The following is a 25,939-nucleotide window of genomic DNA, read 5'->3' on the forward strand; positions in this document are numbered from 1 at the left end:
TCCTCCCTTGTTATCTCAGGACTTGCATGCTCAAGCGAACACCACCTGGATGTCCGTGTATTCCTCTAGCCCCTCTACGGCGAACTCGACGCCGAAGCCGGAGGCCTTGACGCCGCCGAAGGGCGCGTTCGGCTGGATTGCGCCATGCTTGTTGATCCAGACCGAACCGCATTCCATGCGAGCCGCGACCTTCTTGGCGGCGGTGAGGTCGGAGGACCAGACCGAGCCGCCGAGGCCGTTCGGGCTGTCATTGGCCATACGGATCGCATCCTCGATGTCCGAATACTTGATCACCGGCAGCGCCGGGCCGAACTGCTCCTCGTCGACCAGCGCATCGCCGTTCGAAAGGCCCGAGACGATGGTCGGCGGGAAGAACAGGCCCTCGCCCGCTTCACCGCCGAGCAGCACCTTGCCGCGGCCCTTGGCGTCGGCGACGAGGCGGCTCACCTTGTCGAACTGCATGCGGTTCTGGATCGGCCCGAGAACGCTCGTTTCTTCAAGGCCGTTACCGACCGGGATATTCTTCGCATAGGCGACCAGCGCCTCGCAGACGGCGTCGTGGATGGACTCATGCACATAGAGGCGCTTCATGGCGGCGCAGGTCTGGCCGTTGTTGATGAAGGCGCCCCAGAACAGACCTTCGGCGATTGCCGCCGGATCGGCGTCCGGCAGCACGATGCCGGCGTCGTTGCCGCCAAGTTCCAGCGTCAGGCGCTTCATCGTTTCGGCAGCCGAGCGCATGACCTTCTGGCCGGTGGCGCAGGAGCCGGTGAAGACGACTTTGCGGATGTCCGAATGGGCTGCCATGGCGCCGCCGAGGTTGAATTCGCCCGTATCGTCGCCGGTAACGACGTTGAGCACGCCGGCCGGCAGCACTTCGTTCATGATCTCGACGAGGCGCAGCGTCGAAAGTGGGGTCAGCGGCGACGGCTTGACAACCACCGTGTTGCCGGTGCGCAGCGCCGGCATGATATGCCAGATCGCGATCATGACAGGGAAGTTCCATGGCGTGATGGACCCCACGACACCGAGGGGCTTGCGGTGCAGCTCCACGCGGCCCTGCTCGTTGTCCTGAAGCACCTTGACGGGCAGCGAAAGCCCGGTCGTGTAGCCGGCCCAAGCAACCGTGCCGCCGAGTTCCCAGCGCGAGCCCAGGCCGTTCAGCGGCTTGCCCTGTTCGCGGGTCAGAAGTTCCGCGAGTTCTCCGGCATGCGCTTCGATGCGGGCGGTGACGGCGGCACAGGCGGCCTGCAATTCTTCGTCGCTCTTGACCGACCAGGCCGGAAACGCGGCCTTGGCGGCGGCGACGGCGGCGTCAAGCTCGGCCGCACCCATGTTCGGCGCGCGACCCACTTCCTCGCCCGTCGCCGGGTTCAATACGCTGAAAGTCTTTTGGCCGTTGACCGGCTTACCGTTGATCGTCGCGCTGTGCAGCGTCATGATCGCCTCCTCCCTTCAAGCCCCACCTCATGCAGGACTATTGGCGGGATAGCCTATACGAAGTGCTCGAGCCCCACTTGGACGGGGCCGTCCAGCGCATTGGACAAATCCGTCAATGGCAGCGCTCGACAGGGCTGCGGACAACTGCGCCCGGCGTGATGCCGTATTTTTTGCGGAACTCGCGGTAGAAGTAGGAAAGGTCGTTAAAGCCGGCATCGAAGGCGATGCCCGCGATCCCCTGCCCGCCCTGGCCTTGCTGCGGCGCGCCAAGGCGCGCACGCGCAAGCTCCAGCCGGCGACCGAGCAGCCGGTGGCCGGGCGTCTCGCCGAGCGTCTGGAAATGCCGCTGCAGCATGCGTTCGGAGACATTGAGGCGGCGGGCAAGTTCGCTCGGGCCGAAACCAGGATCGGCGCAGTGGCGATCGATCAGGGCGAGCGCCCGCGACAGCAGCGTTTCGGCCGGCCGCGCTTTCTCCTGGGTCCGGATACCCTGGAGATACGCGCCCATCAGGCAGAAGAAGGCTTCGCCGAGCTGCGTCGTCGCGCCCGGCTCGGCGAGCATTTTCGTCAGCACCGCGCGCATGGCGACCCACAGCGGGTCGTCGCGGCTGATCGCGACGCCACCGGTGCATTCCTTGCCAAAGCGGTGCAGCATTTCGTGGCGCGGCATGTGCAGCGACACCTGGCTGGAGCGTACGCCGTCATAGACAAAGGAGGACGGCAGTACGGAATCGACAAGGAACATATCGCCGGGCAAAAGTGTGGCCGTCTTTTCGCTCTGCTCGACGCGGCAGTGGCCCTCGTCCTGGATCAGAAGGAAGAGATGCTCGCCTGGGTCCTGCCGGATCGAGCGGGTGCTGCGGCTGACATGGCGCGCGTCGAGCCCGACCACGGCCGTCTCGAAGTAGCCGATGCGGCGGCTCGCAACATCACCGGCCATGGTACCGTCGCGGCCCATCGGCTCGAGATCGAAGGCACCGCAAACCTTGCGCAGCTCCGCCTGCAGAATTTCCACCGGAACCGGTTTATGGACTGGTGTTATCAGTGACTGCATCATGCCCTCCCTGGCCTTTGCAGATGGCTTGCATGGGATCGTATCACGTTACCCGTCGCGGGCGCTGGATATGCCTCCACCCCCTGCCGGCCATCTCCGCCAGAAGCCACGCCCAAGCGGCCGGCAATGCCGCTTCCAGCGGCGCCCGGTGACGGTAGAACATAGTCTCGATGCGGATTTCCTCCCGCGTACGGCCCATAATTGACTGACCGGTCGGTTGATGCAAGTACTTTCTACTGGAGCCGGCTTTCGAATGTGATTGATGCTCACCCTTGGGTACGGCCGCGACTCTCCCACTTTCACCCCCTTCGATCGTGTCGGGACTGGATGGCCTCTTTTGGGTGGACACGGTGGCCAGGCGAGACGGCAGTGCAACCGGCTGGCAGCACTCCTGGGCACGCCTAAGCAGCCGCCGTGTTTAAGCTATTGCAACTTCAGCGATCTACAGGAATATTAGTGTCTACTTCGCCGGGGGAGATACGGGTCGTTCATAGGCGAGGCGCACGTGCATTACAGCTGAGGCGTTGAAGCGGTTGAGGCGGCAAAATGCGTGGTAAATTGTATCGAAGCCTACAATTATCGATCACGCTTGCTGCAACGGCAGCACTATCCGCGTGTGACGGCAGCAAGAACGAATACGTTCCGCCACCACCGCCGGTGGTCCATGTGGCCCAGCCACTGGTGCAGCCGGTAACCACCTATTTCGAGCTGACCGGCAATACCGCTGCCTTTAACAGCGTCGACATCGAGGCACGCGTCCAAGGGTTCCTCGACACGATCGACTACCGTGATGGCGCGTCGGTCAAACAGGGTGATCAGCTCTTCTCGATCCAGAGCAATACCTATACGGCGCAGCGCGATCAGGCGCAGGCATCGCTGACTTCCGCGAAAGCCTCCCAGGTCGGGCGTCAGCAGGAGTACCAACGACAGCTGGCGCTCATAAAGCAGCAGGCCACCACCCAGACCAATGTGGACAGCGCGACGGCCGCCTATGATGAAGCGAACGCGAACATCCTCAACGCCCAGGCGAGCCTGCAACTGGCGGAGATCAATCTCGGCTATACCCGTGTTCTGGCGCCTTTCGACGGCGTGGTGAGCGCTCATCTCGTGGATGTCGGCGCGCTTGTCGGCGTTGCCGGACCGACCAAGCTTGCCACGATCGTCCAGCTAGATCCGATTTATGTCTATTTCAACGTCAGCGAACCGCAGGTCCTGGCGATCAAGCAGGATTTGGCACGGCAGGGCAAGACATTCCGCGAAGTCGACCTTCCGAATATTCCTGTCGAGATCGGCCTGCAGGGCGAAGACGGCTATCCGCATAAGGGTCGCCTTGATTATGCGGCGCCACAGGTCGATGCCTCGACGGGTACGCTGCAGGTCCGCGGCTTGCTCGACAACAAGGACCGCGCCCTGCTGCCTGGCTTTTTCGCCCGCGTGCGGGTCCCGGTCGGCCATCGCGACGGCGGCATATACGTCCGCGACGAATCGATCGGTTCCAACCAGCAGGGCAGCTACGTGCTGGTTCTCGGCAAGGATGACGTCATCGAGCAACGCCAAGTCAAGACTGGCCAGCGGCAGGGAAGATTACGGGTGATCGAGGAGGGTCTCGATCCCGGTGACTGGGTGGTCGCCGAAGGTATTCAGCGGGCAATTCCAGGCGCGAAAGTCGCGCCGGAGAAGGTCAAACTGGATCCCGGCGAGGACGCAACCTCTGCTCCCCATGCAACAGTCGTGCCCCGGACCGATACGCCTGCACCCTCTGCTGCGGAAGCAGCCAAGCCATGATCTCGCGCTTTTTCATCGAGCGGCCGGTACTGGCCAACGTTCTCGCTCTGGTCATGGTGCTGATCGGCGCCGTGGCGTTGATCCAGCTGCCCGTCGCGCAATATCCGAACGTCGTTCCGCCGACCGTATCGGTGACGACGCGCTATCCCGGCGCCAGCGCCAAGACGCTCGTCGATACCGTCGCATTGCCGATCGAGCAGCAGGTGAACGGCGTTCAAGACATGATCTACATGCAATCGACGAGCGCCAGCGACGGCACCTACTCGTTGAACGTCACCTTTGCCATCGGCACCGATCCAGACCAGGCGCAGGTGCTCGTCCAAAACCGCGTGGCAATCGCCATGTCGTCGCTGCCGCAGGCCGTGCAGCTGCAGGGTGTAACCACGCAGAAGAAATCGACGTCCATCCTCGGCTTCGTCACTCTGACCTCGCCGGACAACCGCTTCGACAGTCTCTTCCTCTCCAACTATGCGGTCATCAACCTGCAAAGCGAGCTCTCGCGTCTACCGGGCGTCGGCAGCGTCACGGTTTTCGGCGCGGGCCAGTACGCGATGCGCATCTGGATGGATCCCAATCTTCTGCAGGCACGGGGCCTGACGCCGAACGACGTGATCTCCGTCGTGCAGCAACAGAGCCAGGAGGTGACGGCCGGCCAGATCGGCATACCGCCGGTGCCGACCGGCCAGGATTTCCAATACACGCTGAACGTCAATGGCCGCCTCAGCGAGGCGCCCGACTTCGAAAACATCATCGTCAAGGTCGATGCCGAGAACGGTGGCCGCATTACGCGCATCCGGGACATCGGTCGGGTCGAGCTGGGTGCCCAGACCTACAGCCAGACCTTCATGCAGAACGGTCATCCCGCGACCGGCATCGGCATATTCCAGCTGCCGGAAGCCAATGCTCTTACCGTCGCCCAGGAGGTGGGCGTCAAGATGGCCGAGCTCTCCAAGAGCTTTCCGCCGGGATTGCAATACCAGATGCCCTTCGACACCACAAAGTTCGTCACTGCCTCGATCGACGAAGTCTACAAGACGCTTATCGAGGCGGGTGTTCTGGTGCTGATCGTCATTCTCGTTTTCCTGCAGGACTGGCGGGCGACGCTTGTGCCGGCAACCACGGTGCCGGTGACGATCATCGGCGCCTTCGCGGCCATGGCCGCCCTCGGCTTCACCGTCAATCTGTCGACCCTCTTTGCCATCGTCCTTGCCATCGGCATCGTCGTCGACGACGCCATCGTTATCGTCGAAGGCGTCGCTCGCCACGTCGAGAGGGGCCTGCCGGGTCGCGAAGCCGCCGAGAAAGCGATGGATGAGTTGTTAGGGCCGGTGATCGGCATCACGCTGGTGCTGATGTCGGTCTTCATTCCCGCAGCGTTCCTGCCGGGTCTAACCGGGCAGCTCTATCGGCAATTCGCCCTTGTAATTGCCGCCACCGCCCTGATCAGCGCCATCAACGCCATGACGCTGAAGCCGACGCAGTGTGCCCTTTGGCTGCGGCCACCCGTCCCGCCGGAACAGCGCAACTTCCTCTACCGGGCCTTCAACCGCGCCTACGATCCGATCGAGCGCCGTTACGCCGGCCTGATCGGCCGGATGGTGCACCGCAGCGGCCTGATGGTCGTGATAGCGCTCGCGCTAATCGCGGTGGCTGGCTGGGGTCTGGCCCGCCTGCCGACCGCCTTCCTGCCGGTCGAGGATCAGGGCTATGTGCTCATCGGCGCTCAGTTGCCCGACGGAGCCTCCAAGGAGCGGACCGATCAAGTCATGCAACAGGTCGGCACGATCGCCGCGGCGACACCGGGGGTCGAAAACGTACTGACCATCAGCGGCATTTCGGTGCTCGATAACAATGCCAGCCTGCCGAACGCAGGCGTTGTCTATGTCGTACTGAAGGATTGGGGCGCGCGCGAGAAGGAGAGGGGGCAGGACCTACTGTCGATCTACGAGCATCTGAACGGCGCGCTGAAGGAGGTGCTCAACGCCAATACACTTGTGCTCGTGCCGCCCCCCATCCAGGGCATCGGCAATGCCAGCGGCTTCACCATGCAGGTGGAGATCCGCAATGGCGATTTCGACTACCCCCTCCTCGAATCTCTGGCCAACAGCATCGTCAGCAACGGCAACAGCCAGTCCGCTCTACAACGGCTGAGCACCAGCTTCCGCGCAGGCGTGCCGCAATTGGCGGTCACCGTTGATCGGATCAAGGCCGAGACCCTTGGCATTGAAGTCGGCCAGGTCTTCTCCGCGCTTTCCGGCTATGTGGGCTCCAGCTATGTGACGCAGTTCAGCAAATTCGGTCGCACCTTCCAGGTCTATGTGCAGGCCTCGCCCGACGCGCGGGTCAGCCCTGAGGACATCCGCAGGCTGATGGTCAAGGCGGGCAACGGCACCATGGTGCCGCTAGGAACCGTGGTCGACGTCACTCCCATGCAGGGCCCGTCCCTGATCAGTCTCTACAACCTCTATCCCAGCGCCACGATCGTTGGCGGGGCGGCGACGGGGTTTAGCTCCGGCCAGGCGCTCGATGTGATGGAGCAGATCGCCAGCAATACACTGCCACCGACCGCTGGCTTCGACTGGACGGCAATGTCCTACCAGGAAAAGGCCGTCGGTTCGCAGATCTACTTCGTCTTCGCACTCGCCATACTGCTCGTCTATTTCGTGCTCGCCGGCCAATATGAAAGCTGGATCCTGCCCCTCGCTGTGCTGCTGGCGGTGCCTCTGGCGCTACTTGGTACGGTCGGCGCACTCATGGCGATCGGCGTTGCCAATAACCTCTATACCCAGATCGGCGTTATCCTGCTGATTGCGCTCGCCTCCAAGAACGCGATCCTGATCGTTGAGTATGCCCGCGAGCAACGCATGCAGGGGATGGAAATCCTGGAAGCAGCCGTGGAGGCGGCGCGCCTGCGCTTCCGCCCGATCTTGATGACATCCTTCGCCTTCATCCTCGGGGTGCTTCCGCTGGTCCTTGCTACAGGCGCGGGCGCCAACGCGCGCCGGTCGATCGGCATCTCCGTGTTCAGCGGCATGCTTGCCTCGACCTGCCTTGCAGTCCTCTTCGTGCCTTCCTTCTATGTCGTTCTTCAGCGCTTCGAGGAATACCTCAAGCGTCGCAAAGCTCCAGCGCCGGCGTCAACCGCCTCCTCGGAAACCGAGGCAAGGGTTACCTCGGCGGGCTCCGACGGCGATTAGAAGATAGCTGATTCCGATGGCAGCCCATGAACGCTGGTCGCTGGGTGGCCCTCTGCCCTGCTGGAATTCTACGTTAACGGGGGGCGACGCGTTTGCTCCAACGGAGCGAGGCGCTCTGTCCGCATTAGCGAAGCGGCAGCTCTGTCGACGCAGGTAGCGACAAACTCAGCCGTGGACCGGCCGCGGGCTGAACGGCGGACCTGACGGACGCCAAAGAAACTATTCTAGTAAAAACAAGTATCTTCAGAAGATATTTGGCGGACAGAGAGGGATTCGAACCCTCGGTACGCTTTCACGTACACACGCGTTCCAGGCGTGCGCCTTCAACCACTCGGCCACCTGTCCTTTGGCGGTCTGCATCGGCGAAGATGCAAATCGTCGGAACGGCCGCGATATATACCGATGAATTTCTGTCGATCAACCCAAATCTAACAGTTTTTTGACTTCTTCCGGTAAAAGTGCGCTAACGCCCTCCATTGCAGCTCCACCCCTCCATCACTATCTTTTGTAGAGGTTGACGAATGGCGCGGCTGGCCGGGAAAATGCCTGCCATGTTTGATCGCCGGAGAGTTCGATGCGTTTCCTTTTACGTTTGACGAGTCTTGTCGCGCTGGCCGTTGCCGTCATCGCCGGAGCGGTCGATTCCATCCAGTCCGTTGCCGCCTCTTCCGTGGTCATTACCCCCATGGGCGACGCATGGCAGGACCTCAGCCCCTCCTCGCTGGAAAGCCTGCAATCGAGCATCGCCTATTATATCCACCCGCGCTTTTACACGCTTGCCTTCCAATGGCTGATGCTTCAGCCAGCATTCGCCGTGTTCCTGGTGTTGTCGCTGCTGTTGTGGATGGCAGGCTACAAGAGATCGCCTGCGGCTGGCCGATTTGCAGCATAACAAATAGCGTCGACCAGTTCCGGGGTTGGCTAGAAAAATCGCAACCCAACGATGATTTTGTGCAAAAAACAGCCCGCCTGAGCTGATTTTTGGCAATTGCGGCAAATTTTTACCAGTCGAAAAATTTCTCGTGAATTTTTTTTTGAGCCATGCAAGGATGCGCCCAGCCAGGCCTCCGGGGGGAGGTCGGTGGTTCCGCAGACATGCCTGAAACAGGCTTGCGGGAGGACCCAAACAAATAGAAACAATAGGGCTGCAACTCATGAAAAAATCCCTTCTGACTCTCCTGGCCGTGGCTGCCATGTCCACGACGGCGCTGGCCGCGGACGTCAAGCCGGCGCTCGTTTACGGCACCGGCGGGAAGTTCGATAAGTCTTTTAACGAAGCAGCCTTTAATGGCGCTGAGAAGTTCAAGAAAGAAACCGGTATCGCCTATCGCGACTTCGAGCCGACCGGTGACACGCAGGGCGAGCAGGCAATCCGCAACTTCGCAAGCCGTGGCTTCAACCCGGTTATTGCCGTCTCCTTCGCCTGGACCTCGGCCATCGAGAAGGTCGCAGCTGAATTCCCCGACACGAAGTTCGTCATCGTTGACGCCGTCGTCGACAAGCCAAACGTTCGTTCGGTCGTTTACAAGGAAGAAGAAGGCTCCTTCCTCGTTGGCACTCTCGCAGGCCTCGCATCGAAGTCCGGCAAGGTCGGCTTCGTCGGCGGCATGGACATCCCGCTGATCCGCAAGTTCGAATGCGGCTACGAGCAGGGCGCACGCTCCGTCAAATCCGATATCGAGGTGTTCCAGAACATGACCGGCACGACGGGCGCTGCCTGGAACGACCCGGTCCGTGGTGGTGAACTCACCAAGAACCAGATCGATCAGGGCGCTGATGTCATCTACGCGGCAGCAGGTGCGACGGGCCTCGGCGTGTTGCAGACGGCCGCTGACAACAAGAAGCTCTCGATCGGCGTCGACAGCAACCAGAACCACCTGCATCCGGGCTCCGTCCTGACCTCGATGGTCAAGCGCGTCGACCTTGCCGTCTACAACGGCTTCAGCGACGTCAAGGGCGACAAGTTCACGGCCGGCGTCCTGGCGCTCGGCGTCAAGGAAGACGGCGTTGCCGCCGCCATGGACGACAACAACAAGGCGCTGATCACGCCTGACATGCAGGCCGCGCTCGACAAGGCCAAGGAAGGCATCATTGCGGGAACCATCAAGGTTCACGACTACACGACGGACAATGCTTGCCCGAAGTGATCCGTGACTGAGACGGGCGTATGGCGGAGTCGCTCCGTCATACGCCCTTTTCGTATTTGGAGCCTGCTGTGACAGACACGCCCGCTATCGAACTTGTGGGCATCGACAAGAAATTCGGTGCCGTTCACGCCAACAAGGACATCAATCTTACCGTCGCCAAGGGTACGATTCACGGCATCATCGGGGAAAACGGTGCCGGCAAATCGACCTTGATGTCGATCATCTATGGTTTCTACCATGCCGATAGCGGCGAGATCCGCGTCAACGGCAATCCCGTCACCATCAAGGACAGCCAGGCTGCAATCGCAGCCGGGATCGGGATGGTGCACCAGCACTTCATGCTGGTCGATAATTTTACCGTGCTTGAGAACGTCATGCTTGGCGCCGAAGGCGGCGCGCTGCTCGCCAGGGGCGTTTCTTCCGCGCGCGCCGAGCTGCGCCGCCTGGAGAAGGACTACGGCCTCGAAGTGAACCCGGATGCGCTGATCGAAGAGCTTCCGGTCGGGCTACAGCAACGCGTCGAGATCCTCAAGGCCATGTACCGCGGCGCCGAAATCCTGATCCTCGACGAGCCGACGGGCGTGCTGACACCTGCTGAAGCGGACCATCTTTTCAAGATCCTTCGCGTCCTTCGCGACCAGGGCAAGACCGTCATTCTGATCACCCACAAGCTGCGCGAGATTATGGCGATCACCGACACGGTGTCGGTCATGCGCCGCGGCGAGATGGTGGCGACCCGCAAGACCTCCGAAACCACGGTCGAGGAGCTTGCCGAACTGATGGTCGGTCGCCGTGTCCTGCTGCGCGTGCAGAAGGGTGAAGCCAATCCGGGTAAGGTGATCCTGTCGGTTCGCAATCTCACGGTCAAGGACAACCGCGGCGTCATCATGGTCGACAACGTATCCTTCGACGTCCGTGCCGGCGAGATCGTCGGCATTGCCGGCGTCGCCGGCAATGGGCAGTCCGAATTGCTGGAGGCGATAGCAGGCATCCGCAAGCCGCATTCCGGCGAGATCTTCCTCGACGGTCAGCCGATCGACAAAGCCGATCCGGCGCGGTTGCGCGAGCTCGGCCTAGCCCACATCCCCGAGGACCGGCATCACATGGGGCTGGTGCTGAAATTCGAGGAGTACGAGAATTCCGTTCTCGGCTACCACCGCAATCCCGGCTACAGCAAGGGCCCGCTGCTCGATCTCGACGCGATCCGTAGGGACGCCATGGAGAAGATCGAAAAATACGACATCCGCCCGCCGAACCCGCGGCTGAAGACCGCGAACTTCTCCGGTGGCAACCAGCAGAAGATCGTCGTCGCCCGCGAAATCGAGCGCGATCCGACGGCGCTGATCATCGGCCAGCCGACGCGCGGCGTCGATATCGGCGCCATCGAATTCATCCACCGCCGGATCATCGAGATGCGCGATGCAGGCAAGGCGATCCTGCTCGTCTCCGTCGAGCTCGACGAAATCCGCGCCCTTTCAGACCGTATCCTTGTCATGTTTGCCGGCCATGTCGTCGGCGAGAAGACGCCCGATGCCGGTGAACAGACCCTCGGCCTGATGATGGCCGGCATTGCCGCGTGAGGCCTTGATGAGCACTGCTTCAGTTCCACTTCCAAATTGGATCAACTACGGCCTCATTCCGCTGTTGAATCTGCTTGTCGCCTTCCTGATCTCCGGCTTCGTCGTCTGGCTGATCGGCGAAAGCCCGCTTGCGGCCCTGTCGCTGCTGATCGAGGGCGCACTCGGCAGCGGCGAAGGCATTGGTTTTACGCTCTATTATGCGACGAGCTTCATCTTCACCGGCCTCTCCGTTGCGGTCGCCATTCATGCTGGCCTGTTCAACATCGGTTCGGAAGGGCAAGCGTATCTTGGCGGTCTCGGCTGCGCGTTGGTTGCGCTGGCGCTCGACCACTATGTCCCCTGGTATGTCACCATGCCGGTGGCCGTGGTGGGTGCCGGCCTGTTTGGCGCCGCCTGGGCCTTCATCCCCGCCTTCCTGCAGGCAAAGCGCGGCAGCCACATCGTCATCACCACCATCATGTTCAACTATATCGGCGCGGCGCTGATGGTGTATCTGCTGGTGCACGTTCTGATCGTCCCCGGCAAGATGGCGCCGGAAACCCGCACCTTCCTGGAAGGCGGCCAGTTGCCGAAACTCGGCTGGTTGATGAACCTGTTCGGTGCCAAGCTCGGCGCAGCACCGTTCAACGTCTCTTTCCTCATTGCCCTCGTTGCCTCCTATTTCGTCTGGCTGCTGATCTGGCGCACCAAGCTCGGCTTCGAGATGCGCACCCTTGGCGTCAGCCACAGCGCGGCGGCCTATGCCGGCATCCCGTACGCCCGCATCGTCATGACCGCGATGCTGCTGTCAGGGGCGCTCGCCGGCATGATGGCGTTGAACCCGGTCATGGGATCCTCGGCCCGCCTGCAGGTCGAGTTCGTGGGCGGCGCCGGTTTCGTAGGCATCGCCGTGTCACTGATGGGGAGAAATCATCCGGTCGGGATCATCTTCTCGGCGATCCTCTTTGGCATCCTCTATCAGGGTGGCGATTGGATCTCCTTCGAGATGCCCAACATCACGCGCGAAATGATCCTGGTCATTCAGGGTCTTGTTATCCTCTTCGCCGGTGCGCTCGAATACATGTTCCGCCCCGCGATGGTTCGCGTCTATCAACAGTTCAAGGCCGCGTGAGGGGAACGGACGATGGATTATTTTGACATCTTCATCAGCGTTCTGAGCTCCACGATCCGTCTGTCGATCCCGCTGATCTTCACGGCGCTGGCTGGTCTGTTCTCCGAACGCGCCGGCATCTTCGATATCGGCCTCGAGGGTAAAATGCTCGGCTCTGCCTTTGCGGCAGCCTGCGTCGCCTACCTGACGGACTCGGCATGGCTCGGCCTCGGTGCTGGCATCATTTGCTCCGTGGCGCTCAGCCTCGTCCACGGCTTCGCCTCGATCACCAATCGCGGCAACCAGATCATCTCGGGCGTTGCGATCAACTTCTTCGTCGCCGGTATCACAATCGTCCTTGGGGGCGCCTGGTTCGGCCAGGGCGGCCGTACGCCACAGCTAACTCAGGAAGCCCGCTTTGCGCCGATCGTGCTGCCGGGCGCCGATGCCGTCCGTGAAGTTCCGATCATTGGCCCGCTCTACGCGAACGTGATCTCAGGCAACAATATCCTGACCTACCTCGCTTTTCTTGCGGTTCCGCTTTCTTGGTGGATCCTCTATCGCACCCGCTTCGGCCTGCGGCTGCGCGCCGTCGGCGAAAATCCGGGCGCGGTCGATACGGCCGGCATTTCGGTGGGCTGGCTGCGCTATCGCGCGGTCATGTGCGCCGGCATCCTCTGCGGCTTCTCGGGGACCTATCTGTCGATCGCGCAGTCGGCTGCCTTCATCAAGGATATGTCGGCCGGTAAGGGCTACATTGCACTTGCGGCACTGGTCTTTGCGAAGTGGAGACCGGTGCCCGTCATGTTCGCCTGCCTGCTCTTCGGCTTCCTCGATGCGCTGGCAAACTTCATGCAGGGCAAGCAGGTTCCGCTGATCGGCGAAGTGCCGGTACAGATCTTCCAGGCATTGCCCTATATCCTGACCTGCATCCTGCTCGCCGGCTTCATCGGCGTGGCAATCCCGCCGAAAGCGGGTGGTGTGCCCTATACGAAGGAACGCTGAGAACATGTCCCACGATCTTTTCGAGGCCGCTCGCGGTGCCATGGCTTTCGCTCATGCCCCCTACTCGAAGTTCCCCGTCGGCGCCGCGATCCGCGCCGAGGACGGCAAGGTCTACACCGGCGCCAATATCGAGAACCTGTCTTTCCCGCAAGGCTGGTGTGCGGAGCCAACCGCCATCAGCGCCATGATCATGGCCGGCGCCAAGAAGATCGTTGAAATGGCCGTGATCGCCGAAAAGCTGCCGCTCTGCCCGCCCTGCGGCGGCTGCCGGCAGAAGATCTCGGAGTTCGCCTCCAAGGACACGAAGATCTACCTCTGCGATGAGGTCGGCGTGAAGAAGACGATGACCATGGAAGAGTTGCTGCCGTTCAGCTTCGAGACCGAACTCGGATGAGTGCCGCTCTCGACGTGCTTGCCGGAAGGCTCGGCGGCCTTTCGCCGCGCTACGGCATCGTGCTTGGTTCCGGTCTCGGCTCGCTGGTCGGCGAGATGACTGATGCGCATCGCATCCCTTATCACGACTTGCCGGGCTTTTCTGTTAGCGCGGTTTCGGGCCACGCCGGAGAAGTCGTCGCGGGTTTGCTTGGCGGTGTGCCCGTCATCATGCTGTCCGGTCGCGTCCATTTCTACGAGAAGGGCGATGCCAGCGCGATGCGGCTGCCGATCGAGGTGCTCAAAGGTCTAGGCGTCGAGACGCTAGTCCTGACCAATTCCGCAGGGTCGCTCCGAGACGACATGCCTCCTGGCTCGGTGATGCAGATTAGCGATCACATCAACTATTCCGGCATGAATCCGCTGATCGGCGAGGAAAGCGATCGTCGTTTTGTCGGCATGACGAGTGCTTATGATGCAGCTCTCGCCGACAGGATGCGCAATGCTGCGGAGAAGCTCGGTATCGCCTTGTCGCAAGGCGTCTACATGTGGTTCTCAGGCCCAAGCTTCGAAACACCCGCCGAAATCCGCATGGCCCGTATCCTCGGCGCCGATGCCGTCGGCATGTCGACCGTGCCGGAAGTGATTATCGCGCGAATGCTTGGCTTAAGGGTTGCGGCGGCGTCTGTAATCACCAACTATGGAGCCGGCATGACCGGCGGCGAACTGAGCCATGAGGAGACCAAGGATATGGCTCCGATCGGCGGTGCGCGCCTCGCCGCCATACTGAAGGAAATGATTGCAGGAGAACGCGAATAATGACCAACCATTCCAGCAAGGAAACGGCCGCCGTCGCCCTCTCCCTCCTCGATCTTACCAACCTCAAGGATGACTGCACCGAGGCGCAGATCGACGCGCTGTGTGCGCGCGCCCAAACCCCCTATGGCAACACGGCGGCGATCTGCATCTGGCCGCGCTTCGTTGCCCGCGCTCGCGCAGTTCTCGGCACGGGTCATCCGGTGCGGATTGCGACTGTGGTCAATTTCCCGTCGGGCGATATGGAAGTGGCCGACGTTGCCGCCGAAACACGCGAGGCGATCGCCGACGGCGCCGACGAAATCGACCTCGTCATCCCCTATCGCAAATTCATGACCGGTAGCGGCAAGGCTGTCACCGACATGGTTGCGGCGGTCCGAGCCGAGTGCAAGGACCCGATCCTGCTGAAGGTCATTCTCGAGACCGGCGAGATAAAGGATGCGGCGCTGATCCGTCGTGCCTCCGAACTCGCCATTGAGGCGGGTGCCGACTTCATCAAGACCTCCACCGGCAAGGTCGCCGTCAATGCGACCCTGGAAGCTGCCGACATCATGCTGCGGGTCATTCGCCAGAGCGGCCGCAAGGTCGGCTTCAAGCCGGCGGGTGGCATCGGTTCGGTGGCAGACGTAGCGCTTTACCTGAGCCTTGCAGAAACGATCATGGCGCCGGACTGGCCAATGCCATCCACGTTCCGCTTCGGCGCATCCGGATTGCTCGACGACATTCTTGCCGTGCTCAGCGGCACGCAATCCGCGCCCGCCGCTGCATCGAGCTATTGAGATGATCCCCCAGGAGATCATCCGCCAGAAGCGAAATGGCGGAACGCTTTCCGAAGAGGATATCCAATCGTTCATTGCCGCACTTGTGGCCGGTCAGCTCTCCGAGGGGCAGATCGGCGCCTTCGCCATGGCGGTCTGGTTCAAGGGTATGTCGCGCGACGAGGTCGTGGCGCTGACGCTGGCAATGGCCCGCTCGGGCGACACACTGAGCTGGGCAGACATAGACAGACCTATTGCCGACAAGCACTCGACAGGCGGCGTCGGGGACAATGTTTCCCTGATGCTCGCACCGATCGCGGCAGCGTGCGGCCTCGCCGTTCCGATGATATCAGGGCGTGGTCTCGGCCATACCGGCGGGACGCTGGATAAGCTCGAAGCCATTCCTGGCTATACCATCACCCCTGACGCAACAGTTTTCCGCAAGGTCGTGAAGGATGTCGGCTGCGCCATCATCGGCCAAACCGGCTCCCTCGCTCCAGCCGACGGCAAGCTTTACGCTGTCCGGGATGTGACGGCGACCGTTGACTCGATTCCCCTCATCACCGCCTCGATCCTTTCGAAGAAGCTTGCGGCCGGTCTGCAGACGCTGGTGCTCGACGTCAAGGTCGGCACGGGCGCGTTCATGGCCGAGCCTGACGATGCCGAGATGCTGGCCCGCGCCCTTGTCGATGTCGCCAACAGTGCAGGCGTCAGGACATCGGCCCTGATTACCGACATGAACCAGCCGCTGGCGGATGCTGCCGGAAACGCCGTCGAGATCCGAAACTGTCTGGATTTTCTAGCGGGCAAAAAGAAGAACACCCGCTTGGAGGCTGCCGTGCTGGCCTTCGCAGCCGAGATGCTGGCGAAGTCAGGTGTGGTGTCGTCACTTCAGGACGGTGAGGCAAAAGCCGTGGACGCGCTTTCTACGGGCAAGGCCGCCGAAAGCTTTGCCCGCATGGTCAGCCGCCTCGGCGGCCCCTCGGATCTGTTGGAGGCACCGGACAAGTACCTCGTCGAGGCGCCGCTGACGAAACCTGTCCCCGCACCTCGGTCCGGTTGGCTTTCCGGCTGCGACGTACGGGAGATCGGCATGACCGTCGTCGACCTCGGCGGCGGACGGCGTCATCCCGCCGACAGGATCGATCATCGCGTCGGGATATCCGACATTCTGCCGCTTGGCACGCGTGTAGAGAAAGGCGACCCCATCGCGCTTGTGCATGCCTCAAGCGCGGATTCAGCAGATGCGGCGGTTGCCGCCCTCGCCAAACATTACCGGATCGACGAACACCAGCCTGCCACCCCCGCCGTCATTTACGAGCGCATCGTGGCTCTTTCAGCAAGCTAAGGATCGCGTTCCGAAAAGGAGGCAGGCTTCGCCAGGAAGCGCATCCATCCCCTGAGAGCCAGTAACCACGACCTCAACGGCTATTTTGTCATCAAAAACAACCAGGGGAGGTTTGGGAGGCAAACAATTTCGCCCTTACGATGAGTTCGCCGTTTACTTGCATCGGAATTGCGCAGAATATTAGCGTATGGGAGGAAGCCTTCGGCCCTCACTCTCTGTAAATTGCGCTCGAACGGCTTTCCTTCCTTGACTCAAGGGAGGACTAATCATGAGGCGGACTTTGCTGTATGCGGTGTCAGCCGCGCTACTATCGCTCGGCGTCTCGCATGCATTTGCGCAGTCGGGCAGCGTCGAGAAAGCAGTTGGCGGCTATAATTTTGCCGAAGCTGCCAAGGAAGATCCCAACACGAAGAACTTCCATTCGGCGGACGGTCATTTGACCTTCGCGATCGTGACTCATACGGCAGGCAATGGCTTTTTTGATCCCGTCTATGTCGGCGCAACCGTCGCCGGCAACATGATCGGCGCCAAGATCCTGCTGCTCGGCTCGGAATCGCCAGTTGACGATCCGGCGCGCGCAATCGAGATCCTCAACCAGATCGTCCAGGATCCGACGATCGACGGCATCATAATGACGACGCCGCAGGTCGGCGCCTACAACGACATCGTCAAAGCTGCCGAGGCGGCCGGCATACCGATCGCCACAACCAACTCATTCGATGCAACCATCCTGCATCGCAGTGCCATCAGCCATACTGGTCAGGACGCATCGGCCGCGGCAATCGGCGGCGAGGCTCTTGCCAATTGTGTGATTGCGAGCGGCGCAACCAGCGGCTCGATTCTGTTGCCGTCGTCAACCGCGATGGGCAACATCGAGGTCAACAACCGGGTCACCTCCGCTTTCAACGCCATCGTCAAAACATTGAAGGAGGCCGGCAAGCTTGACGCTTTCAAGGTTGACGCTGGACCGGAGAACGTCGGCATCGACACGAACCCCAACGATCCGGTCAACGCGCTTGTTTCGCTCTTCGAATCCCGTGGTGACGTGGTCGGTGCCTTCACCGCCAACAACGTCTTCACGCCACCGCTCGTCAAGGCCGTCGCACAGATGGGCAAGACCGGCAAGCTCTGCGCATTCGGGTTCGACCTCGGCCCGGCACAGCAGGAGGGAATCGCCGCCGGAAACCTGACCGGTTCGCTGGGACAGCAACCCTTCCTGCAGGGCTTCTGGCCTGTCATGCAGCTTTACCTGCAGATCGATCGCGGCATTTCCGCCGCCAACCTGGACACGCGTGCCCAGTTGGTGACGAAGGAGAACGTCGCAAAGGTTGGCAAGCGCTTCGAAAACTAACGCTCCGAAACGCCTGAAATCGACGCGGGAGGTGCAAGCCTCCCGCATCGCGACGGCGAGATTGATCGGCAGACACCATGGCGCCCACGACGACATCGCTAGGCCGTGCGCCGCCCCAGCTCGTCGGCGGCTGGGAGGCTGGGCTGCTGATCTTCCTCGCCTTGCTCTACCTCGGCGGGGCTATCGTCAATCCGGCCTTCTTTGGATCAACGGAGGCCCTGTTGGCGCTACTTCGCGACACGTCCCGTGTCGGGATAATCGCGGTCGGAATGACCTTTGTCATCGCCAACAAGGACCTGGATCTTTCGGTCGGCTCGACCTACGGCCTGATCGCCGTCGTTTTTGCGAGGCTCTTTGCGTCAAACGTTCTCGACTTCGGCGTCATCGAGTCGGTGATCTTCTGTGTGCTGCTCGGCACGGTGATTGGCCTCGTCAACGGCGTCCTCGTGACGATGCTGAAAGTGCCCGCGTTCATTGCAACGCTGACGATGCTCTTTATCGGTCGAGGCTTCGTTCTTGCGCTCACGCATGGCCAAGCGATCTACTACTCCGGCAAGGCGGCAGACTATCCGCTCTTCTTTCATCTCGGAGAGATCAACGCTCTCGGCTTCAATAACCAGATCGCGATCTTCCTCCTCGTAGCTGTCATCGGCGCCTATGTGCTTGCCAAGACCCGCTGGGGCTATGAGACCTTCGCGACCGGCGGCAACGAGCAGGCCGCAGCCTATGCCGGCATCAACACCCAGTGGGTGCGAATTCGCGCCTACCTGATCTCGTCGCTCTGCGCGACCCTTTCCGGTCTTCTGGCTGCGGCGCAGGACAAGGGCGTCACCCCTCTTTACGGCGTCGGCTGGGAGCTTACCGTGATCGCATCTGTCGTCATCGGCGGTGCGTCGATCCTTGGCGGGCGCGGGCGCGTGCTCGGGTCCTGCCTTGGCGCGACAGTCGTTGTGCTGATCGACAAGGTGCTGCGCGAAGGTTGGCCGATCACGCGGACCGTCATCATCGATGGAGAGAGCGTTGCCGTCGGCGCCAGGTTCACCTTGCCAGCCGGTGCCGTCATGGTCTTCCTGGGGCTGCTTCTGGTCGTGGCCGTGCTGATCGAGCCCTTCCTCATTCGACGCCAGATCGCGGCCCGGTTCTGGGCCTGGCTCCGCGGTCGGCCACCGCCGCCGGCCTACGAAACCGGCGGCGTCGCTCTGGAAGGCGTGCAGACCAAAGGGGCGATGGCGGCCGACATGGCGCTCTCGGCCACGGGGCTCGGCAAGTTCCTTGCACGGCGCGACGCACTCGCGATCATCCTGACGGTGCTGCTCTGGCTGACCGGCCTGGCGCTAAGGCCGGACTACTGGTGGAACCTGCCCAACACCTTCGCGATCCTGCTCAACTACACAGAGCTGGCGCTCGTTACCGTCGGGCTCACCTATGTCATTGCGGCCGGTGATATCGATCTCTCCGTTGGCTCGGTGCTTGCGCTCGCCGGCAGCACGGCCGCCTATTTCCTCAAGGTGCTGGGCGCCGATCCATTCACTGCCGTGGCGATGGGTCTGCTTGCGGGGACGGCTGCCGGCCTTGTCAATGCCGTCATCACCGTCGGCTTCAAGCTGCCCGCCTTCATTGCCACGCTCGGCATGTTCTACATTGCCCGAGGTCTTGCCGCTTGGTTTGTCGCCGGCCAGCAGCTGACCGGCTGGCCGGAAGGCTACAACCTGCTTGGCCGCAAGGTGAACGACATTTTCCTGCATTTCGGTGTTTCGCTGCCCCCGGGGATGATCCGTACGGTAGCCGAGGTCGTCAGCATCCAGACGATCTTCATGTTTTTCGTCGCCCTCATCGCCGGCATCGTGCTTGCCTACACACCATTTGGGCTGAAGGTCTGTGCAGCAGGCGGCAATGTCCGCGCTGCCGCCTACGCCGGCATCAATACCAACCGTGTTCGCTTCATTGCACTAGTACTGTCCGCGTTCTGCGCAACCATGGCCGGGATCATCAACGTCGCTTATTTCCGCAGCTTCAACCCGGTTGCCGGCCAGTTCCGCGAGCTTGACGCCATTGCCTCCGTGATCATCGGCGGCGGATCAATCTTCGGCGGCTACGGCACGATGATCGGCTCGCTTGCAGGCGCGGCTGTAATAACGCTTGTCCGCGCGCTCCTGCAACTCAATGTCCAAGGCTTCAGCATGCCCCAGCACTGGATCAATGTCTTCATCGGGGTCATCCTCATTGTGGCAGTGCTGATCGACATATGGGTGCGGCAGGCGAATATCTTTGCGCGCCTGCGCGGTCGTTTCACGACAGCAGCACGAACGGGAGAAGCCATCCATGGCTGACGTGACGCCTTCGCGGCCGCTTGTGGAAATGCGGGGCATCGAAAAGGCTTTCGGAGCCGTGCAGGCACTCCGCAAGGTCGATCTCGTGCTCTATCCCGGGGAGATTCTTGGCCTGGTCGGGGACAACTCTGCCGGCAAGTCGACGCTGATGAAGATCCTGACAGGCGCCTATCAGCGCGACTCCGGCGAAATCCTGGTCGCGGGGCAGCCGGTCTCTTTCAAAAGCCCGCACGAGAGCCGCGACGCAGGGATCGAGATGATCTATCAGGACTTCGCGCTCTGCGGGAACATGGATGTCGGCCAGAACATTTTTCTCGGCCGCTGGCCTCTCAGAGGCCCCTTCGTCGATCGGCAAAAAATGTATGCCGAAGCGGACAACGTGTTGAAGCGGCTCAAGGTCGACGTGAATTCCGTCTATCAGAAGGTCGAGAGCCTGTCGGGTGGCCGCCAGCAGTCCGTGGCGATCGCCCGCGCGATCTCCTTCGAGCCGCGCGTCGTCATTCTCGACGAGCCGACCGCCAATCTTTCGGTCATGGCGACCGAGCGGCTGCTCGAAACCATGCTGGAGTTGAGGAAACAAGGCGTTGCCCAGATCATCATCTCACACCGCCTCGTCGACATTTTCGCCGTCGGCGATCGCGTCATGGTCCTCAAGCGCGGTGAATATGTCGGTGACCGCTACGTCAAGAACACCGACGAGCACGAGGTCCTGGAGATAATTGTCTCCGGCACCCGGGAGAGCGCGCTGACGGCCGACGAGGCAAGAAACCGGCCATCGACGCCCTGACGCCTATTGCTTCAAACTGAGCGATCCATCGGCAACGGAATAGGAAGCGAGCTTGCGCAGGAAGCTCATGCCGACGAGCGTGGAGGACAGGGCGCCATCCTTCAGCACAAAGGCCTCCACATCACGCACGCGGATGCCGCCAATCTCCACCCGATCCAATGTCACGTGCGCTGCCTTCGTCTTCCCGTTGGCTGTGTCGACCGAGTAGCGGAAATCAAGCTGGTTGCCCGTATAACCCAGGCGTCGAGCGAAGCTCTCATTCAGAGCGACGTAGGTCGCGCCGGTATCGATCAGGCCCTGCACCTGACGACCATTAATTCTGAAATCACCGGAATAGTGGCCTTGAGCATCAGCCCGCAGGCGCATTGTGCCGCCACTTGCCGTGGCTCGCCCCTGTTCTGCATTGCCGGTTACGAAATTGGCCGAGGCGACCATTTCGCCGCTGCGTTTTCCCATGAGGGTCGGTATCTGTGTTGCAAGCACCGCAGCCACGCTTGCAAAAATGATGGTACGCACGAGCATCGGGACAGAAATCCTTCCTGTATAAACCCCGCGTCATGCGTGGCCATGCTTACACGTCCTACGCCCTAATCGCTGACAAGTTGCTAATGCCTGCAAAGCAAATGGTCCGGCACGCGTGTCCGGACCTTCGACTGCATCCGAATGGTAAACAGATGACGAATTACTTCGTGCCGTACATGCGATCGCCGGCATCGCCGAGACCCGGCATGATGTAGCCCTTCTCGTTCAGATGGCTATCGATCGAAGCGGTGAAGACGGGCACATCTGGATGCGCCTCGCGGAAATTCTTGATGCCCTCTGGCGCCGCAAGAAGGCAGAGGAAGCGAATGTTATGGGCGCCACGCTCCTTGAGCTTGTCGATCGCCGCGATCGACGAGTTGCCGGTGGCGAGCATCGGGTCGACGACGATGATCAAGCGTTCGGAGATATCCTCGGGAGCCTTGAAGTAATACTCGACCGGCTGCAACGTTTCATGATCACGGTAGACGCCGATATGCGAAACGCGCGCCGACGGCACAAGGTCGAGCATGCCTTCGAGAAGGCCGTTGCCGGCACGGAGGATCGAAGCAAAGACGAGCTTCTTGCCTTCCAGGATCGGCGACTCCATCGTCTGCAGGGGCGTCTCGATGGTCTCCATGGTGAGTTCGAGATCACGGGTCACTTCGTAGCAGAGCAAGGTGGAGATTTCGCGCAGGAGCCGACGGAAACTCCCGGTCGATGTCTCCTTACGCCGCATGATCGTGAGTTTGTGCTGCACAAGCGGGTGATCGATGACCGTTACGCCGTCCATGGCCGAGCCCTTCCTATCGTTGTTCTTATCGGATGTTTCTTCCATGGAAATTGCCTTCACCGCAAGAGCGGAGGCAATTTTGCGGCATCGATCCCCAGGGCTAGCCGGATTACATCCGGGCGAAGAGCGCCTGTCGCGTCGGCTCGTCGACGAAAGCAGCCTCAATTCCCGTGCGGGTCATCTCGTTGATCGCCGCATCGCTGAAACCGAAGGCGTCGGCGGCCAATTCGTACTCGCGCTTCAGCGAAGTATGGAAGAAGGGCGGGTCGTCCGAACTGATCGTCACGCGAACACCTGACGCCTTGAGCTTTCGCAACGGATGAGAAGCGAAATCCGGAAAGACGTTTAGTGCAATATTGGAGCCGGGGCATACCTCCAGCACCGTTCCGAGATCGGCGAGCCGCTTGACGAGATCAAGGTCCTCGATCGCCCGGACGCCATGGCCGATCCTGGAAGGTCTGACAACGTCGAGCGCATCGGCGACGCTGAACGCACCGCACACCTCGCCGGCGTGAATAGTGAGGCCGAGGCCTGCATCGCGCGCGATGTCGAAGGCACGCGCATAGTCGGCAACCCGACCCATCCGTTCCTCACCTGCAAGATTGAAGCCAGTGATAAGCGGATTCATCGCTTTGGCAGCATATTCGGCGGCGCCGATGACGCTCTCCGGGCCGAAATGACGCTCTCCGGTGACAATCAGGCGTGCCTCGATGTCGCTTTTCGCCTTTGCACGACGCACGCCTTCGCACACGCCCTCGATGTAGGCATCCGCTCCAAGCCCGATCCGCTTGCCGTGATCGGGGGAGACGATCAGCTCGCTGTAGATCGTACCGATCGCGGCAAGTTCATCGAGATAGGTTTCCGTCAGCAGTGCGTAGTCTTCCTCGGTCTTGTAGACCTCCGAGACCTTGTCGTAACACTCCAGAAAGCTCGCGAAATCATGCCAGACATAGGTGCCGTCAGCGAGGTAGGGGCTGATGTCGATGTTATACTTGCGAGCCTGCGCCACGGTGAGCGTCGGCGGCGCCGCGCCTTCCAGATGGCAGTGCAGCTCGACCTTCTTCAAATGCGACGTCATAGAAAGCTTCTCCCATGCGCGCCCGCCGGAATGCGCAGATGGCGGGCAATCGTCTCGCCGATATCCGCATAGGTGGTACGAATGCCAATATCACGAGAACGCAGTCCCGGCCCATAGGCAATGATCGGCACGCGCTCGCGCGTGTGATCGGTGCCGCGCCACGTCGGATCGCAGCCGTGGTCGGCGGTCAGAATGACGAGGTCGCCGGGCTTCAACTTGCCACCCACTTCGGGAAGCCTGCCATCAAAGGCTTCAAGCGCTGCGGCATAGCCGGCGACATCCCGGCGATGGCCGTAGACCATGTCGAAATCGACGAAATTGGTGAACACCAGCTCGCCATCCTCGGCGGAATCCATCGCCGCAAGGCTGGCGTCCATCAAAGCCTCATTGCCATTTGCCTTGACCACTCGCGAGACGCCCTTATGCGCGAAGATGTCGCCGATCTTGCCGATGGCATGGACCTTGCGCCCTTCCTTGACCAGCCGGTCGAGAAGCGTCGGTTCCGGCGGCGGCACCGAAAAGTCGCGACGGTTTCCGGTGCGCTGAAACTTGGAAGCGGTTTCGCCGACGAATGGTCGTGCGATGACGCGGCCGATATTGTAATGATCGAGCAGCGCCCGGGCGATCGTGCAGAAGGTCATGAGCCGGTCGAGGCCGAAATGCGTCTCATGCGCGGCAACCTGGAAGACAGAGTCGGACGAGGTGTAGCAGATCGGCTTTCCGGTCCGGATATGCTCCTCGCCGTGGCGGGCAATGATGTCGGTACCAGAGGCGTGGCAGTTGCCGAGTATCCCGGGAATGTCGGCCGCCCTGCAGAGCGCCTCGACAAGCTGCGGCGGAAAGGCATCGCCCTCTGTCGGAAAGTAACCCCAGTCAAACGTTACCGGTGTTCCGGCGATTTCCCAATGACCGGACGGAGTGTCCTTGCCACGCGAGACCTCGCTGGCGGAACCGTACATCGCGTACACCTTCTCCGGCACCGGCATTCCGGCCGGAAACCTGCCAGACGCCGCCTTGGCGAGATGGACCAGGCCAAGAGCCGACATATTCGGAAGCTGGAGCGGGCCTGAGCGCAATCCCTCGCGATCGCCAGCACCGGCAGCGCAGAATTCCGCGATATGCCCCAGCGTGTCAGCGCCTTCGTCGCCATAGGCTGCCGCATCCGGCGCGCCGCCGACACCAAAGGAATCCAGAACGAAAAGAAAGGCTCGCGCCATGCACCACCTAGCGACAGGAAATTGACGTCCCGCGCATCGCGGGCCACTTCTCAAGCCTTATAACGGCCGAGCGGACTTGGCAAACGAGGCTGACGCGTCAGCAATCGCCGCACGCTATCGTGGTGCTCCCGCGGGGTAGAAAGAAATTACTGTGGCTGATCGTGATGGTGCTGCCGTTCGGCAGCAAGTTGGGTGCGTTGAGCCGGATCAGAAGTCTAACGGAATTCGCAGATAATCAGCAGCTATTGCTGGCTTGCCGTTGCGGTCTCTGTGCCTTGTTGGCTATGCTGTTCGCAATTCGGAGTACAAGAAAGAACAGAGCGCTCCGTTTGGCGAAAGACGCGAACAGTGTTGGCCTCATCAATCGACACGAGGATGCTTTCATCCAGTATTGCGTTGCCATCCGCATCGAGCAGCACAAGATTGGTCGTTCCGAAACTGCGCCCGGTCAGGACGATCGTCTTGGAATCCCCCACGGTTGCGTCGGCAACCTTGGCGTTTCCGACGATGACCTTGCTCACCGGCCGATCGAGTTTCAAAACGCGGGCTTGATCCATGTAGACCCGCAGAATGTCCTGTTGCGCGAGCGCGGATCCGCCAAGGCCGAGGGCGGTAAAAAAGCTGGCCAGGATGATCCTCTTGCCACTCGGCGACATTTGATTCTCTCTCGGGTTACGGCGATTTTTGCAAAACAGGATGAGAAAAATTGGTGAATGAAGTCTTAAGCCTATTATGGTTTATCGAAGACGCCAGTTTTATGCGCCATATTGCGACAGGGGCTTCGAGGGTATTATCCTGTTCACCGCCATTGAATATCGGCACGAGGACATTCACTAGCAGCGAATGCCTTTACTACCCGGCGCGCGGGACTTTTCTATAAAATTCTAAACAATTGCGATAGGGAATACTTACCATCCTTAGGCATCGGCCAGAATTTACCGGACGGTAACCTAACTCTTTAAGTTGATAGAAACAGGGTCACGCTAAATTGATGCAATCCGATCAACGGCAACAGTTGGCGGACTGCTGAACATCAACTGGAGTTAGGAGTTACCATGACCAAGCTTGTTAGCCGTTTTCTCAAGGACGAATCCGGTGCGACCGCAATTGAATATGGCCTGATCGCAGCGCTTATCTCTGTTGCGCTGATCACCGGAGCAACCGCGCTGGGCAGCAAACTGAACAATCTCTTCAACGGCATTTCCGGCAAGATGGGTGACGCCTGCACGACCGGCGGTGTCACCGGTTGCTGATGCCACGTCGCCTTTGAGA

22 protein-coding genes and 1 tRNA gene are annotated in these 25,939 nt (G+C 61.0%); 15 read left to right on the top strand and 8 right to left on the bottom strand.

What is annotated here, in order from left to right; genetic code table 11:
- Positions 1-30: 30 nt before the first annotated feature.
- A complete protein-coding gene (locus IB244_RS09330) occupies positions 31-1,440 on the bottom strand; it encodes an aldehyde dehydrogenase family protein (RefSeq protein ID WP_192304015.1) in 1,410 nt (469 codons plus the stop codon).
- A 112-nt stretch (positions 1,441-1,552) separates the two neighbouring features.
- The gene (locus IB244_RS09335; protein ID WP_018855296.1) at positions 1,553-2,494 is read right to left on the bottom strand and encodes a helix-turn-helix domain-containing protein; all 942 of its coding nucleotides are present in this window, start codon (positions 2,492-2,494) and stop codon (positions 1,553-1,555) included.
- A gap of 546 nt (positions 2,495-3,040) precedes the next feature.
- Between IB244_RS09335 and IB244_RS09340 the strand changes: the two genes are divergently transcribed.
- Together IB244_RS09340 and IB244_RS09345 are read left to right on the top strand one after the other, a co-directional pair.
- Positions 3,041-4,279, top strand: coding sequence for an efflux RND transporter periplasmic adaptor subunit (locus tag IB244_RS09340; RefSeq protein ID WP_246734388.1), 1,239 nt, complete (start codon positions 3,041-3,043; stop codon positions 4,277-4,279).
- Positions 4,276-7,476 (top strand): efflux RND transporter permease subunit, encoded by a 3,201-nt coding sequence (locus tag IB244_RS09345; protein ID WP_192304017.1) that lies wholly within the window; start codon positions 4,276-4,278, stop codon positions 7,474-7,476. The genes IB244_RS09340 and IB244_RS09345 overlap by 4 nt, the downstream gene beginning before the upstream one ends.
- A 255-nt stretch (positions 7,477-7,731) precedes the next feature.
- Here the strand turns inward: IB244_RS09345 and IB244_RS09350 are convergent.
- A tRNA-Ser gene (locus IB244_RS09350) sits at positions 7,732-7,821 on the bottom strand.
- A 229-nt stretch (positions 7,822-8,050) separates the two neighbouring features.
- On the opposite strand from IB244_RS09350, the gene IB244_RS09355 reads away from it, so the two are divergent.
- The 12 genes from IB244_RS09355 (at position 8,051) to IB244_RS09410 (ending at position 21,060) form a co-directional block, all read left to right on the top strand.
- The gene (locus IB244_RS09355; protein ID WP_192304019.1) at positions 8,051-8,368 is read left to right on the top strand and encodes a hypothetical protein; all 318 of its coding nucleotides are present in this window, start codon (positions 8,051-8,053) and stop codon (positions 8,366-8,368) included.
- Between the two features lie 262 nt (positions 8,369-8,630).
- Entirely contained in the window at positions 8,631-9,623 is a 993-nt protein-coding gene (locus tag IB244_RS09360) for a BMP family protein (RefSeq protein ID WP_018855300.1), read from the top strand.
- 68 nt (positions 9,624-9,691) lie between these two features.
- Positions 9,692-11,203 carry an ABC transporter ATP-binding protein gene (locus tag IB244_RS09365; protein ID WP_025659799.1) on the top strand — a complete coding sequence of 504 codons (1,512 nt, stop codon included), beginning with the start codon at positions 9,692-9,694 and terminating at the stop codon, positions 11,201-11,203.
- A gap of 7 nt (positions 11,204-11,210) precedes the next feature.
- Complete coding sequence (locus IB244_RS09370; protein WP_018855302.1) at positions 11,211-12,314, top strand: ABC transporter permease; 1,104 nt, start codon at positions 11,211-11,213, stop codon at positions 12,312-12,314.
- 12 nt (positions 12,315-12,326) lie between these two features.
- Complete coding sequence (locus IB244_RS09375; protein WP_018855303.1) at positions 12,327-13,298, top strand: ABC transporter permease; 972 nt, start codon at positions 12,327-12,329, stop codon at positions 13,296-13,298.
- A gap of 4 nt (positions 13,299-13,302) precedes the next feature.
- On the top strand, positions 13,303-13,692 hold the full coding sequence (locus tag IB244_RS09380; protein WP_062375681.1) for a cytidine deaminase: 390 nt from the start codon (positions 13,303-13,305) through the stop codon (positions 13,690-13,692).
- The gene (locus IB244_RS09385) at positions 13,689-14,489 is read left to right on the top strand and encodes a purine-nucleoside phosphorylase (RefSeq protein WP_192304021.1); all 801 of its coding nucleotides are present in this window, start codon (positions 13,689-13,691) and stop codon (positions 14,487-14,489) included. The genes IB244_RS09380 and IB244_RS09385 overlap by 4 nt, the downstream gene beginning before the upstream one ends.
- On the top strand, positions 14,489-15,265 hold the full coding sequence (gene deoC / locus IB244_RS09390) for a deoxyribose-phosphate aldolase (RefSeq protein WP_018855306.1): 777 nt from the start codon (positions 14,489-14,491) through the stop codon (positions 15,263-15,265). Before IB244_RS09385 ends, deoC begins: the two co-directional genes overlap by 1 nt.
- Position 15,266: 1 nt before the next feature.
- Positions 15,267-16,592, top strand: a complete 1,326-nt coding sequence (deoA, locus tag IB244_RS09395; RefSeq protein WP_018855307.1) for a thymidine phosphorylase — start codon at positions 15,267-15,269, stop codon at positions 16,590-16,592.
- A 268-nt stretch (positions 16,593-16,860) separates the two neighbouring features.
- Entirely contained in the window at positions 16,861-17,943 is a 1,083-nt protein-coding gene (locus IB244_RS09400; protein ID WP_018855308.1) for a substrate-binding domain-containing protein, read from the top strand.
- 77 nt (positions 17,944-18,020) lie between these two features.
- Positions 18,021-20,273, top strand: a complete 2,253-nt coding sequence (locus IB244_RS09405) for an ABC transporter permease (RefSeq protein WP_192304023.1) — start codon at positions 18,021-18,023, stop codon at positions 20,271-20,273.
- On the top strand, positions 20,266-21,060 hold the full coding sequence (locus IB244_RS09410; RefSeq protein ID WP_192304025.1) for an ATP-binding cassette domain-containing protein: 795 nt from the start codon (positions 20,266-20,268) through the stop codon (positions 21,058-21,060). Before IB244_RS09405 ends, IB244_RS09410 begins: the two co-directional genes overlap by 8 nt.
- Positions 21,061-21,063: 3 nt before the next feature.
- Here IB244_RS09410 and IB244_RS09415 read toward each other — a convergent pair whose 3' ends face one another.
- The 5 genes from IB244_RS09415 to IB244_RS09435 form a co-directional block, all read right to left on the bottom strand.
- Positions 21,064-21,582, bottom strand: a complete 519-nt coding sequence (locus IB244_RS09415) for a TIGR02281 family clan AA aspartic protease (protein WP_192304027.1) — start codon at positions 21,580-21,582, stop codon at positions 21,064-21,066.
- Positions 21,583-21,742: 160 nt separating this feature from the next.
- On the bottom strand, positions 21,743-22,372 hold the full coding sequence (gene upp / locus IB244_RS09420; RefSeq protein ID WP_018855312.1) for a uracil phosphoribosyltransferase: 630 nt from the start codon (positions 22,370-22,372) through the stop codon (positions 21,743-21,745).
- Between the two features lie 109 nt (positions 22,373-22,481).
- On the bottom strand, positions 22,482-23,450 hold the full coding sequence (locus IB244_RS09425) for an adenosine deaminase (protein ID WP_192304029.1): 969 nt from the start codon (positions 23,448-23,450) through the stop codon (positions 22,482-22,484).
- On the bottom strand, positions 23,447-24,667 hold the full coding sequence (locus IB244_RS09430; RefSeq protein ID WP_192304031.1) for a phosphopentomutase: 1,221 nt from the start codon (positions 24,665-24,667) through the stop codon (positions 23,447-23,449). The genes IB244_RS09425 and IB244_RS09430 overlap by 4 nt, the downstream gene beginning before the upstream one ends.
- A gap of 242 nt (positions 24,668-24,909) precedes the next feature.
- Entirely contained in the window at positions 24,910-25,323 is a 414-nt protein-coding gene (locus IB244_RS09435; RefSeq protein ID WP_192304033.1) for a pilus assembly protein N-terminal domain-containing protein, read from the bottom strand.
- 399 nt (positions 25,324-25,722) lie between these two features.
- On the opposite strand from IB244_RS09435, the gene IB244_RS09440 reads away from it, so the two are divergent.
- Positions 25,723-25,920, top strand: coding sequence for a Flp family type IVb pilin (locus IB244_RS09440; RefSeq protein WP_025659788.1), 198 nt, complete (start codon positions 25,723-25,725; stop codon positions 25,918-25,920).
- The last annotated feature ends 19 nt before the right edge of the window (positions 25,921-25,939 follow it).

Source organism: Rhizobium sp. RHZ02 (assembly GCF_014851575.1).
Lineage (GTDB): Bacteria > Pseudomonadota > Alphaproteobacteria > Rhizobiales > Rhizobiaceae > Rhizobium > Rhizobium altiplani.